The 12,580-nt window shown below is 64.3% G+C and carries 13 protein-coding genes; 9 read left to right on the forward strand and 4 right to left on the reverse strand.

What is annotated here, in order from left to right:
• Positions 1-69: 69 nt before the first annotated feature.
• From cysS to tilS, 4 genes are all read left to right on the forward strand, one after another.
• Positions 70-1,464, forward strand: coding sequence for a cysteine--tRNA ligase (gene cysS, locus FB598_RS20375; protein WP_141911231.1), 1,395 nt, complete (start codon positions 70-72; stop codon positions 1,462-1,464).
• Position 1,465: 1 nt separating this feature from the next.
• Positions 1,466-2,125, forward strand: coding sequence for a DNA-3-methyladenine glycosylase (locus tag FB598_RS20380; protein WP_141911234.1), 660 nt, complete (start codon positions 1,466-1,468; stop codon positions 2,123-2,125).
• A 144-nt stretch (positions 2,126-2,269) separates the two neighbouring features.
• On the forward strand, positions 2,270-3,250 hold the full coding sequence (locus tag FB598_RS20385) for an acetyl-CoA carboxylase carboxyltransferase subunit alpha (protein WP_141911236.1): 981 nt from the start codon (positions 2,270-2,272) through the stop codon (positions 3,248-3,250).
• A 186-nt stretch (positions 3,251-3,436) separates the two neighbouring features.
• Positions 3,437-4,798 carry a tRNA lysidine(34) synthetase TilS gene (tilS, locus tag FB598_RS20390; RefSeq protein WP_183405739.1) on the forward strand — a complete coding sequence of 454 codons (1,362 nt, stop codon included), beginning with the start codon at positions 3,437-3,439 and terminating at the stop codon, positions 4,796-4,798.
• Positions 4,799-4,935: 137 nt separating this feature from the next.
• Here tilS and FB598_RS20395 read toward each other — a convergent pair whose 3' ends face one another.
• Both FB598_RS20395 and FB598_RS20830 read right to left on the reverse strand, forming a co-directional pair.
• Entirely contained in the window at positions 4,936-5,199 is a 264-nt protein-coding gene (locus FB598_RS20395; RefSeq protein ID WP_141911238.1) for a hypothetical protein, read from the reverse strand.
• A 123-nt stretch (positions 5,200-5,322) separates the two neighbouring features.
• The gene (locus FB598_RS20830) at positions 5,323-5,625 is read right to left on the reverse strand and encodes a hypothetical protein (protein ID WP_183405738.1); all 303 of its coding nucleotides are present in this window, start codon (positions 5,623-5,625) and stop codon (positions 5,323-5,325) included.
• Positions 5,626-5,894: 269 nt separating this feature from the next.
• Here FB598_RS20830 and FB598_RS20405 point away from each other — a divergent pair, with 269 nt between their 5' ends.
• Complete coding sequence (locus tag FB598_RS20405) at positions 5,895-6,557, forward strand: LysE family transporter (protein ID WP_141911240.1); 663 nt, start codon at positions 5,895-5,897, stop codon at positions 6,555-6,557.
• A 146-nt stretch (positions 6,558-6,703) separates the two neighbouring features.
• On the opposite strand, the gene FB598_RS20410 is transcribed toward FB598_RS20405, so the two are convergent.
• Positions 6,704-6,997, reverse strand: a complete 294-nt coding sequence (locus FB598_RS20410) for a PsiF family protein (protein WP_141911242.1) — start codon at positions 6,995-6,997, stop codon at positions 6,704-6,706.
• Positions 6,998-7,172: 175 nt separating this feature from the next.
• Positions 7,173-7,574, reverse strand: a complete 402-nt coding sequence (locus FB598_RS20415; RefSeq protein ID WP_141911244.1) for a lysozyme inhibitor LprI family protein — start codon at positions 7,572-7,574, stop codon at positions 7,173-7,175.
• Positions 7,575-7,825: 251 nt separating this feature from the next.
• Here FB598_RS20415 and FB598_RS20420 point away from each other — a divergent pair, with 251 nt between their 5' ends.
• From FB598_RS20420 to FB598_RS20435, 4 genes are all read left to right on the forward strand, one after another.
• The gene (locus tag FB598_RS20420) at positions 7,826-8,179 is read left to right on the forward strand and encodes a hypothetical protein (protein WP_141911246.1); all 354 of its coding nucleotides are present in this window, start codon (positions 7,826-7,828) and stop codon (positions 8,177-8,179) included.
• A 217-nt stretch (positions 8,180-8,396) separates the two neighbouring features.
• Positions 8,397-9,449 (forward strand): NAD(P)-dependent alcohol dehydrogenase, encoded by a 1,053-nt coding sequence (locus FB598_RS20425; RefSeq protein WP_141911248.1) that lies wholly within the window; start codon positions 8,397-8,399, stop codon positions 9,447-9,449.
• A 106-nt stretch (positions 9,450-9,555) separates the two neighbouring features.
• Positions 9,556-12,054: an ABC transporter permease gene (locus FB598_RS20430; protein ID WP_141911250.1), complete on the forward strand. Its 2,499-nt coding sequence runs from the start codon at positions 9,556-9,558 to the stop codon at positions 12,052-12,054.
• Between the two features lie 102 nt (positions 12,055-12,156).
• The gene (locus tag FB598_RS20435; protein ID WP_141911252.1) at positions 12,157-12,558 is read left to right on the forward strand and encodes a group II truncated hemoglobin; all 402 of its coding nucleotides are present in this window, start codon (positions 12,157-12,159) and stop codon (positions 12,556-12,558) included.
• The last annotated feature ends 22 nt before the right edge of the window (positions 12,559-12,580 follow it).

Raw genomic sequence — 12,580 nt, forward strand, 5'->3', positions numbered from 1 at the left:
CGCAGCCCGAAGCGCGAAGCATGACCACGGCACTGTCTCCAGTGCAGCCGAACCGAGAATTCCCGTCCCATGAGCGAGCTCAAAATTTACAACACGCTGGCGCGTGATAAGCAGACCTTTTCCCCGATCGAACCCGGCAAGGTGCGCTTGTACGTGTGCGGCATGACCGTGTATGACTATTGCCACCTCGGCCATGCGCGCGTGATGGTGGTGTTCGACATGGTGCAGCGCTGGCTGCGCAAGTCCGGTTACGACGTGACTTATGTACGCAACATCACCGATATCGAAGACAAGATCATCAAGCGCGCGCAGGAAAACGGGGAATCGATCTACCAGCTGACCGAGCGTTTCATCACGGCGATGAACGAGGATGCCGACGCCCTGGGCGTGCAGCGCCCCGACCATGAGCCGCGCGCCACCGACTACGTGCCGCAGATGCTGGAACTGATCGGCAAGCTGGAGCGCAACGGCCTGGCCTACAAGGCGACCGACGGCGACGTCAATTATTCCGTGCGCGACTTCCCCGGCTACGGCAAGCTTTCCGGCAAGTCGATCGACGACCTGCGCGCCGGCGAGCGGGTGGATGTCAACACCGGCAAGCGCGATCCGCTCGATTTCGTGCTGTGGAAGGCCGCCAAGGAAGGCGAGCCGGACGAAGCCAAATGGGATTCGCAATGGGGCTGTGGCCGGCCCGGCTGGCATATCGAATGCTCGGCCATGTCCAGCGACCTGCTGGGCGACCATTTCGACATCCACGGCGGCGGCCAGGATTTGCAGTTCCCGCATCACGAGAACGAGATCGCCCAGTCCGAAGGGGCGCATCGCCACACCTTCGTCAACTACTGGATGCACAACGGTTTCGTGCGCATCGACAACGAGAAGATGTCGAAGTCGCTCGGCAACTTCTTCACCATCCGCGAAGTGCTGCAAAAGTACGACCCGGAAGTGGTGCGCTTCTTCATCCTGCGCGCGCATTACCGCAGCCCGCTGAACTATTCCGATGCCCACCTCGACGATGCCCGCCAGGCATTGACGCGCCTGTACACCGCGCTCAAAGACGTGCCGCCGCAGGAAGGCGCGCTGGCTCCGGACGAGGCGCATGCGCTGCGCTTCGCCGAGGCGCTCAACGACGACTTCAACACCCCGGTGGCGGTTTCGGTGCTGTTCGAGCTGGCCAATGAAGTCAACCGCAGCCGCTCGCCGCAGCATGCGCGCCAGTTGAAGGCGCTGGCCGGCGTACTCGGATTGCTGGAACGCGCGCCGGACGAATTCCTGAAAGGCCGCAGCGGCGCGCAGGAAGACGGCCTGGACGAAGCGCAGATCGAAGCATTGATCGCCGCCCGCAAGGCGGCCAAGCAGGGCAAAAACTTTGCCGAGGCAGACCGCATCCGTGCGGAGCTTACTGCTGCCGGCATCATTCTGGAAGACAAACCGGGCGGGCTGACCGAATGGCGGAGAGCTTGATTTGAATACCATCAGAAAAACAAGCCCGGTCGATCCGACGCTGATCGTCCCCGGCTATTGGGAAGAAGCCAAGGCCGAGCTGATGAAGCGCGACCGCATCATGCGCAAGATCATTCCCCAGTTCGGCGATCTGCAACTGACGGTGCGCGGCGACGCCTTCACCACGCTGGCGCGTTCGGTGATCGGCCAGCAGATCTCGACCAAGGCGGCTAATGCCGTGTGGCAACGCTTTTTGGAAGCCTGCCCCAAATGTACGCCGGCCCAGGTGATTCGTACCGGCCTGGACGGCCTGGCTGCCTGCGGCTTGTCCAAGCGCAAGGCCGAATACATCCTCGACCTGGCCAACCATTTCAAGGCCAAGACCGTCCATCCCGACAAATGGATCGAGATGGAGGACGAGGCCGTCATTGCCGAAATGATCCAGATCCGCGGGATCGGCCGCTGGACAGCGGAGATGTTTTTGATATTTAATCTGCTGCGCCCCAACGTGCTGCCGCTGGACGACTTCGGCTTGCTCAAGGGCATCAGCATCAGTTATTTCTCGGGCGAGCCGGTCTCGCGCAGCGATGCCAGGGAAGTCGCCGCGAACTGGGAACCGTGGCGCACCGTTGCCACATGGTACCTCTGGCGCAGCCTCGATCCGCTGCCGTCGGACTACTGAACGATACAAGGCCGCGAGGGCAGGAGTGGCCGCTGGTGTATACTCCGCTCCTCGCAAGATTGAAGGCAAACCGATGACGAAGCCGTACCCCGCATGGCGCGGGCATCGCGGCATACCATCGGACTTGTTGAACAAAGGAACACAATGAGTAAATCGACAACGACTTTTCTGGGCTTCGAGCAGGCCATCGCCGAGCTGGATGCCAAGATCGAAGAGTTGCGTTTTGTGCAAGACGACTCGGCCGTCGACATCTCCGAAGAGATCGAGCGCCTGGTCAAGAAGAGCCAGCAACTGACCAAGGACATCTACGCCAAGCTCACGCCCTGGCAGGTTTCCCAGATCGCGCGCCACCCGCAACGTCCGTACACCATGGACTACGTGCGCGAAATCTTCACCGACTTCCACGAACTGCATGGCGACCGCACCTTCGCGGACGACCAGTCCATCGTCGGCGGCCTGGCCCGTTTCAATGGCCAGGCTTGCATGGTGATCGGCCACCAGAAGGGGCGCGACACCAAGGAACGCGCCATGCGCAACTTCGGCATGCCCAAGCCGGAAGGCTATCGCAAGGCGATGCGCCTGATGAAGGTCGCCGAAAAATTCAATTTGCCGATTTTTACCTTCGTCGACACCCCGGGCGCGTTTCCCGGCATCGATGCCGAAGAGCGCGGCCAGTCCGAAGCGATCGGCCACAATCTGTATGTGATGGCCGAGCTGAAGGTGCCGCTGATTGCCACCATCATCGGTGAAGGCGGTTCCGGCGGCGCGCTGGCGATTGCCGTGGGCGATTCGGTGCTGATGCTGCAATACGCGACCTATTCGGTGATCTCGCCGGAAGGCTGCGCTTCCATCCTGTGGAAGACCGCCGACCGCGCCGCCGACGCCGCCGAAGCGCTGGGCCTGACCGCGCATCGCCTCAAGGCGATCGGCCTGATTGACAAGATCGTCAACGAACCGCTGGGCGGCGCCCACCGCGACCCCAAGCAGATGGCTTCGCTATTGAAGCGCGCGTTGTCGGATACGCTGCGCCAGTTCCAGGGGATGAAGACCAAGGAACTGCTGGCCGCCCGCCACGAAAAGCTGATGGCCTACGGCAAGTTCAAGGAACTGAACTCGGCCGAATAATTCCGGCCAGGCCTTGCACAGGCTCTGCTACCGAGCGCCAGCGATCCCGGTCGCTGGCGTTTGTCGTTTCTGCGGACGGTTTTTCGGCCGCCCCGCTTGATTACCGATCCTCCCATTTCCAAGGCCATGTCCGATTTCGCCAACCCACCCGACCCTTTGCGTTCTGCGCCCAAAGCGGCGCAGGCCATGCAGCAGGCGCTAGGCGCGTTGCTGGCGGCGCTGCCGGCCGGCGAGCGTCCGGCGGCATTGGCCGTGGCGTACAGCGGCGGCCTCGATTCCTCGGTGCTGCTGGACGCCGCCGCGGCGTTCTGCGCCGCGCATGGCCTGCGCTTGCTGGCGCTGCACGTGCATCATGGATTGAGCCCGAATGCCGACCAATGGCAGCAGCATTGCCAGACGCGCTGCGATGAACTTGGGGTGCCGTTTTTCGCCGAGCGCGTCAGCCTGGCCGGCGTTGCCGACAGCGGCGTGGAAGAGGCCGCACGCGTGGCGCGCTATGCCGCGCTGGGCCGTATGTGCCGCGAACATGGCGCCGGCATCCTGTTGACGGCGCACCATCTGGACGACCAGGCGGAAACGGTATTGCTGCAACTGCTGCGCGGCAGCGGCCTGGCCGGCATGTCGGGCATGGATGCCTGCAATGCCGCTGCGGCGTTGCTGGGCGACGACGTCACCCTGATCGCCCGCCCGTTGCTGGGCATGACGCGCGCGCAACTGGAACAATACGCCGCGGCGCACAGGATCGCGCATATCGAGGACGAATCCAACGCCGATGTGCGCTATGCGCGCAACGCCTTGCGGCATGGCGTGATGCCGGCACTGGCCAGCGCCTTTCCGGGATTCCAGCAACGCCTGGCGCGTGCCGCCGGACACGCGCAGGGCGCGCAGGAGTTGCTGCACGAGGTCGCGGCGCAGGACCTGGCGCGATGCCGCCATGGCGAACACCTGCTGCTGCCGGCCCTGCGCCAGTTGAGCCAGCAGCGCTTCTTCAACCTGATGCGCCACTGGTTCGCCTTGCGCGGCATGCGCATGCCGTCGGCGGCATGGATGCAGGAGATGCGCGCGCAACTGCTGCAGGCGGGCGAGGAGGCGCAACTGTGCGTGTCGCATCCGGACGGCGAGGTGCATCGCTATCGCGACCGCGTATTCCTGGCGCCGCGCCGTACGCCGCCGGCCGAAGGCGAGGTGATTCGCCTGGCATGGAGCGGACAGGCGCAATTGCGCGTCGATGCCTACTACGGCTGGCTGCGATTCGAACGCATCGGGGCCGGCGATGCGCGCCCCGGCATCGATGCGGCATGGCTGGCGCGGCAGCCGTTGGCGGTGCGCGGCCGCGATGGCGGCGAGCGCGTGAAGCTGGCCGCCAACCGTCCGGCGCGCAGCCTCAAGCAACACTTCCAGAGCGCCGACGTGCCGGCCTGGGAACGGCCTTACCTGCCGTTGCTGTTTGCCGGCGATGAACTGGTGTTTGCCGCCGGCATCGGCATGGATTGCGCGCATTTCTCCGCCGGCGGCGAGCGCATCATCATCGGCTGGCAGGCCGACTGAACGGCGCGCGCCAAAGAGAAAAATCCCAGGCGAAAAAATGCCGCATCATGCCTTGCGGCGATGATGCGGCACCCCAGTCATCCCTGACATGGATGGAGCGCGCGACGGCGCTCCGGTGATGCTCTTTGCGTTACCGCTTACTTCTTGGCGCTGTCGGCAGCCGGCTTGACGTCGGTGGCGCCGCCAACCTTTTCGGTTGCCTTCTTGGCGCTCTTCTTGCCAGCCTTCTTCACGTGATGCGCCTTGGCCTTGGCGACGGTTTCAGCCTTGGTCGCAGGTGCGGCAGCCGGGGCGGCAGCGGCAGGGGTTGCAGCCGCAGCGGCCGGCGCGCCGGTCTGGGCGAATACCGGCAGGGTCAGGGCCGACAGCAGGGAAGCGACGATGATGGCTTTGGTTTTCATGGTGTAGTCCTTTCAAGATCCGGATATGTCATCCGTGATGCGTCAATAATGGATAGGTGCTGCGGTGTTGCCGTCGCGGCGCGTCTTCCGTGCGTTGCGCCGCGCTCCGGCGATGCTGCGAAATTACTTGGCCTTGGCGGCGTCGGTTGCCGGCTTGGCTTCGGCGCCTGCGGCTGCCTTCTTTTCATCTTTCTTCTCGGCCTTCTTTCCAGCCTTCTTCGCAACCTTGTGCTTGGCGTGCGAGGTCTTTGCCTTGGGCGCGGCATCGGTCGCGGCAGCCGCAGGGGCTGCGGGCGCTGCGGGCGCTGCGGCCGGAGCGGCCGGAGCGGCCGGAGCGGCCGGAGCGGCGGCGGTGCCGGTCTGTGCGAACACCGGCAGGGCCAGGGCGGTCAGCAGGGAGGCGACGATGACGGATTTGGTTTTCATGGCAGTTCCTTTTGAATGTGGAGGTTTTACGCTCGGCGTCTGATTTCGCGTTTGCCGTGATGATCGCGGCGCCTTACTCCCAATAACGAACTGCCGATCCGGAAGACGACATGAAAGTGTTCATTTCATCGCGGAAGTGTAAGCAATCGTTGCTGCGTATTTTTCGCCGCCGCGCTGCGTTTTCGTAGCGCCGCTTGCCGGCGGCGAACAGGAATTCGGGGAATCTTTATAATGACGGACTCCCTTACCGCCTCATCGGAATTTCTCATATGGCCTATCAAACCTGGTTCGCATTCTTTGTCGCCGCTTGCGTGATCGCCGTCTCGCCCGGATCGGGCGCGGTATTGTCGATGAGTCACGGCCTGAACTACGGCGTGCGCCGCACCAGCGCCACCATCCTTGGGCTGGAGATCGCGCTGGTGGTGATCCTGGTCATCGCCGGCGCCGGCGTGGGTTCGCTGTTGGTGGCATCCGAAGCCGCCTTCAATACGATCAAGGTGCTGGGCGCTGCCTACCTGATCTATCTGGGCTTTTCGCAATGGCGCGCGCCGGTGGCGGCGGAAAAGCCGGAGGGTGAAGCGCTGGATGCGGCCAATGCCAGTGCGGTGGCCGTGCGTGGCCAGGCCTGGTGGCAGCGTTGCATGACCGGTTTCCTGACCAATGCCACCAACCCCAAGGGCATCGTCTTCATGGTGGCGGTGCTGCCGCAATTCATCGACCACGACCGTCCGCTGTGGCTGCAACTGCTGGTGCTGGCGGTGACCATGGTGGCGGTGGACCTGGTGGTGATGCACGGCTATGCGTTTGCCGCCAGCCGCTTGCAACGCTTTTTCCGCAACCCCAAGGCGATGAAGGCGCAGAACCGCTTTTTCGGCGGAGTGCTGATGCTGGTCGGCGCCGGCCTGTTTTTCTTCAAGCGTACGGCGCACTGAGCGCATGCCGTCCTAAGCGTCGCTTGCAAACGCCGCAGGCAAGGAGTTGCAACGCGGACAGCGGCATTTTGTGGCGGCCTAAACGACAAGCCCCCGCATGCCGGGGCTTGTCGTTTGCAGCATTGCCGACGGCAGTCGGCGGGGGCTTACTTGCCTTTTTTCAGGCAGGAAGACATGAATGCCTTGCGCTCGTCGCCCTTCTTGCCGGCGGCATCGGCATTGCACTGCTTCATCTTGTCTTGCTGCGTCATGGGTTGGGCGGGCTTGCTGGACAGGCAATCCTTCATGAAGGCCTTGCGTTCGTCGCCTTTCTTGCCGGTGGCGTCCTTGTTACAGGCAGCCATCTTGCTTTGTTGCGCATTCTCCGCCATGGCGGGGGTAGCCAGCAGCAGCGGGGTGGCCAGTGCGAAAGAGGTAATAGCGATCAGCATTTTTTTCATTGGAATCTCCCTGAACAGTGTGGATTCGGGCCTGTTCCCGTCGGAACCTGAGAGGCTGGCTGCTTGCGCTCATGGATCCAATGGTAACGGCCCTTGGGATGCCCGCATGGACCAGCGGTCCGCAGACGAAGGCATTACAGCATGAAAGCTTGCGCCTGCCTAGCGGCAGTATCGCTCAACGCACGCAGGCAAGATCGCCTTCCGGGCAGCCGGACAAGGCCTGGAGTTCCCTGGTGCGCTGGCGTGTCTTGTCGGCCAGGCAATTCTGCAGCACCATGCCGCCGGCGGAACCGCCCGCCGCGTTTGAACTTTCGAACCGGCAGGAAAGGTCTCGATACTTGAGCCAGGCCAACTGCACATCGCGGATCTGGTTTTGCTGCGCCGGGCGCAGTTTGGCGCGGTAGGCGAGATAGGTTGCATTGAGTTCGGCGTCGGCCTGGCTGAGATCCTGGCCGGCACAGCCGTTCATGTCGGCCTGGGTGGCGGCCTTGTTGCAATCCAGTGCGTAAGCGCCGGCGCTGGCGCCGCACAAGGGCAGCAGGGCCAGCAGCAGGGCGAAGCGGATGGATGGTGTCATGAATATTTCTCCGGAAAGGCTGGCGCACAGGGGACGGCCGGCATGTTCATGCAGGAAATGAACGGCATCGGTTGGGGGCATGTGCGTCCAACGGGATAAAATCGGGTTTTGCTTGTCTTAGCTTGTGTTAGTGAGTTGTTGTCCGCGCTCTTCTGTGCGCTGCGCAAACTGGTTCTTAGAAGAGCAGGCCGGGCCGAGGTTCTCGGCCAATTGCAACAAGCCGTTTCTGATTGCTGAAAGGAGTGCCGCCAATGGGACTGAGCTGGATGTCCGCCCTCAAACTGATTCCCTGGGGAGACGTGGTGCAAGCCACGCCCGGGATTGTGCGCGGCGCCCGCGATCTCTGGTCGCGCACGCGCCGCGCCAAGTCGGAATCCGACGCGCACGACGGCACGCCGCTGGCGCCAGGCGACACCGCGCAACTGGCCGCGCGCATCGAACAACTGGAAGCTGAACAACTGGAGGCGAGCCGGCTGATCAACACGCTGGCCGAACAGAACGCCCAACTGGTCGCCACCCTCGATGCGGTACGGCGGCGCACGCGGGCGCTGATGGCTGGTTGCGTATTGCTGGCCGTGGGGCTGGCGGCCTTGTGGCTGCGCTGATTGCCGCACGCTTGTCCCGCCGCCAGCAAGATCGGCGGCATCGTATTACCATAGCGAGGTTTTCAACGGCCTGTTCAACGGCCTGTTCTTGGCCCAGGCTGGCGGCGCAATGCCGTTTCGGTTTTGCCGCTGAAAACCAGAACGCCAGGCCTGTCCGTTTTCGCTGGTTGCGGCGGACGGCTATTTTCCTCCCTCCTGTTTCCGAAAGGACTTTCCCATGCTGAAATCGCAAGGTTACGCTGCACACAATGCAACTTCCCCATTGGCGCCGTTCAGCTTCGAGCGGCGCGAGGTCGGGGCGCACGACGTGCAGATCGACATCCTGTTCTGCGGCGTTTGCCATTCCGACCTGCACATGGCGCGCGACGAATGGAAGGGGACTGCCTTCCCGGTAGTGCCGGGCCACGAGATCGTCGGCCGCGTCGCCAAGGTCGGCGCGCATGTCACCAGGTTCAAGGTCGGCCAGATCGCCGGCGTCGGCTGTATGGTGGATTCCTGCCAGACTTGCGCAAGCTGCGGCGAAGGCCTGGAGCAATATTGCGAGAACGGCTTCACCGGCACCTACAGCGCGCCGGACAAGGTCAGCGGCGGCTATACCTACGGCGGCTACTCCAACAACATCGTGGTCAACGAGAAGTTCGTGCTGTCGGTTTCCGACAAGCTGGACCCGGCCGGCGCCGCGCCGCTCTTGTGCGCGGGCATCACCACCTGGTCGCCGCTGCGCCACTGGAAGGTCGGCCCCGGCCAGAAGGTCGGCATCGTCGGCCTGGGCGGCCTGGGGCATATGGGCGTCAAGCTGGCGCATGCGATGGGCGCGCGCGTGGTGCTGTTCACCACTTCGCCGGACAAGCGGGAAGACGCGCTGCGCCTGGGCGCCGATGAAGTGGTGGTGTCCAAGGACGCGGCGCAGATGGCCGCGCATGCCAACAGCTTCGACTTCATCCTCAATACCGTGGCCGCGCCGCACAATCTGGATGCCTTCATGGTGCTGTTGAAGCGCGAAGGCACAATGACGCTGGTCGGCCTGCCGGAGCATCCGCACCCGTCGCCCTCGGTGGCCAACTTCATCTTCAAGCGCCGCCACCTGGCCGGTTCGCTCATCGGCGGCATCCAGGAAACCCAGGAAATGCTGGATTTCTGCGCCGAGCACGGTATTCACTCCGACATCGAGATCATCAAGATCCAGGACATCAACCAGGCTTACGAGCGCATGCTCAAGAGCGATGTGAAGTACCGCTTCGTGATCGACATGTCGTCGCTGGCAGCCTGAACGACGCAAGCCAAGGAGCGGCGGCCTGCCGGCCTTGTGGCGGCAGGCCGCTTCCTTATTGTTTTGGGTCTCATCGACCTTACTTCGACTTGGAATTGACCACGGCATGTTTGAACAAGCATTGCGCATGACCCGGCGCGACTGGCGCACCGGCGAGTTGCGCTTCCTGCTGATCGCATTGATCGTCGCGGTGGCGGCGCTGTCTTCCGTCGGCTTCTTTGTCGACCGCATGCGCGCGGGCATGACGCGCGACGCCCATCAGTTGCTGGGCGCCGACCTGCTGGTCGCGGCCGACCAGCCGATGCCGGCGCAATGGCTGCAGCAGGCGCAAGAGCGTGGCCTGGCGCAGGCCCAGACGGTCGTGTTCCCCAGCATGGCGCAAGCCGGGAACGGCGAGCAGGCGCGCTCGGTACTGTCGTCGATCAAGGCGGTCACGCCGGGTTATCCGTTGCGCGGGCAGTTGAAGCTGCACGGCGCGGACGGCGCCGACCGGGTTGCCGCCGGCATTCCACAGGCCGGCACCGTCTGGGTCGATCCGCAGATATTGTCCGCGCTGGATGTGCGCGAGGGCGGCATGCTGAGGCTGGGCGACAAGGATTTCCGCATCGCCGGCATCATTTCGGTGGAACCCGACCGCGGCAGCGCGTTTGTCAATTTCGCGCCGCGCGTGATGCTGGCCGACAGCGACCTGGCAGCCACCAACCTGGTGCAGGTGGGGTCGCGCGTGACCTACCGCTTGCTGCTGGCGGGCGCGCCGGAGCCGGTCAAGGCCTTCCAGCAGGAAGTGGAGCGGCAGATCGAGGCGCAGAAGATGCGCGCCGTGCGCATCGAATCGCTGGAGAACGGCCGCCCTGAAATGCGCGCCACGCTGGATCGCGCCGAGCAGTTCCTGTCGCTGGTGGGATTGTTGTCGGCCATGCTGGCAGCGCTGGCGGTGGCCATGGCGGCGCGCCGTTTCATGATGCGCCATCTGGATGCCTGCGCCATGCTGCGCTGTTTCGGCATGACGCAGAACGAAGTCACGGCGCTGTACCTGATCGAGTTCGTGCTGGTCGGCCTGGCCGCCAGCGCCATTGGCGTGGCGCTTGGCTATGCGGCGCATCTGGCGCTGTTGCAATGGCTGGGCCGCTTCATGCCGACCGCATTGCCGCCGGCCGGCTGGCAGCCGGCGCTGCAGGGCATGGCCACCGGCTTGCTGTTGCTGGTGGGCTTTGCGCTGCCGCCCATCCTGCAACTGCGCAACGTGCCGCACAACCGCGTGATCCGGCGCGAGCAGGGCACGCCGCAGACGCTGACGGTGCTGACCTATGTGCTGGGCACGCTGGTGTTTTCCGGGTTGCTGCTGTGGCAGGCCGGCGACCTCAAGCTGGGCTTGTTGACGGTGGCCGGTTTCCTCGGCGGTTTCGGCCTGTTTGCGCTGGTGGCGTGGCTGTGCCTGCGCGCCTTGCGTGGGTTGCGCGGCTGGTTCGACAGCCAGAGCTGGCGCTTCGCCATCGACGGCTTGCAGCGCCGCCCGGCGGCGGCCGTGATGCAGGTGGTGGCGCTGGGACTGGGTTTGATGGCCTTGCTGCTGTTGACGGTGATTCGCGGCGACCTGGTCGGCGCCTGGCAACAAGCGACGCCGCCGGATGCGCCCAACCGTTTCGTGATCAACATCCAGCCCGACCAGCGCGCGGCGGTGACCGGCGCACTGGAGCAGGGCGGAGTCGCCCAGCCGCAGCTGTATCCGATGATCCGCGGCCGCCTGGTGCAGATCAACGGCCGCCAGATCAGCGCGGCCGATTACAAGGAAGACCGCGCCAAGCGCCTGGTCGACCGCGAATTCAACCTCTCGACCATGAAGGACATCCCGCCCGGCAACAGCATCGTGGCCGGCAACTGGTACGACGACAGCAAGCCGGAAGCCTCGGTCGAGCGCGGCCTGGCGCAGACCTTGGGGATCCAGCTGGGGGACCGGCTGCAGTTCGATATCGCCGGCCAGCTGGTGGAAGCGCCGGTGACCAGCCTGCGCAAGCTGGAATGGGGCTCGCTGCGGGTGAACTTCTTTGTGATCATCAACCCGCAAGCGATGCGCGATGCGCCGCAAAGCTGGATCACCGCCTTCCATCTGGCGCCGTCGCAGGAAGCGCTGGGCAATACGCTCACGCGCGATTTCCCGAACCTGACCGTGGTCGATATCGGCAACGTGCTGCGCCAGATCCAGGAGGTGGTGGGGCAGGTGATTTCGGCGGTCGAATTCCTGTTCCTGTTCACGCTGTGCTCCGGTGTGCTGGTGCTGTACGCGGCGCTGGCCGGCTCGCAGGACGAGCGGGTGCGCGAGGCGGGCTTGCTGCGGGCGCTGGGCGCGACGCGGGCCGAGCTTTCCCGGGCGCAACGCATCGAGGTGTTGCTGGTGGGTTCGGTGGCGGGTTTGCTGGCGGCCAGCGGCGCGGCCGCCATCGGTTGGGCGCTGGCGCATTACGTCTTCAATTTCGACTGGACGTTCAGCCCGCTGGTATGGATCGCCGGCATGGCCATCGGCGCCGGGTGTTCGGCCATCGGCGGCTGGGCCGGGCTGCGCCATGTACTGGGCCGCCCGCCGCTGCAGACGCTGAGGGAGGCGTGACCCGATCCAGGTCAAGATAGCGCCGGAAAGCCGCCGCCACGCCGCTTTGAGAGGGCTATATGGGCAGCGGTGGCGGGCGCGCTGCGGTATCATGGCGGTCTTATGCAAATCGAAGATCCCAATCAGCCGACCACTTTCGACCTGATCGGCGGCGCAGGGAAACTGCGCGAGATGGTCGACCGTTTCTACGACCTGATGGACCTGGAGCCGGAGTTCGCCGGTATCCGCGCGCTGCATCCGCCTTCGTTGGACGGCTCGCGCGAAAAGACCTATATGTTCCTGTCCGGCTGGACCGGCGGCCCCAACCTGTATATCGAGCAGTTCGGCCATCCGCGCCTGCGCGCGCGCCATTTGCCCTTTCCTATCGGCGTCTCGGAGCGCGACCAGTGGCTGCGCTGCATGGCGTGGGCGATGCAGGATGTCGGCTTGCCGGAGGAATTGCAAAAGCGCCTGCTGGCGGCCTTTTACCAGACCGCCGACTGGATGCGCAACAAGGCGGAGTAAAACGTCTTGCGCTTGCGCCGCG

The sequence above is a fragment of the Herbaspirillum sp. SJZ106 genome (genome assembly GCF_006715495.1).
Classification (GTDB): Bacteria; Pseudomonadota; Gammaproteobacteria; order Burkholderiales; family Burkholderiaceae_D; genus Herbaspirillum.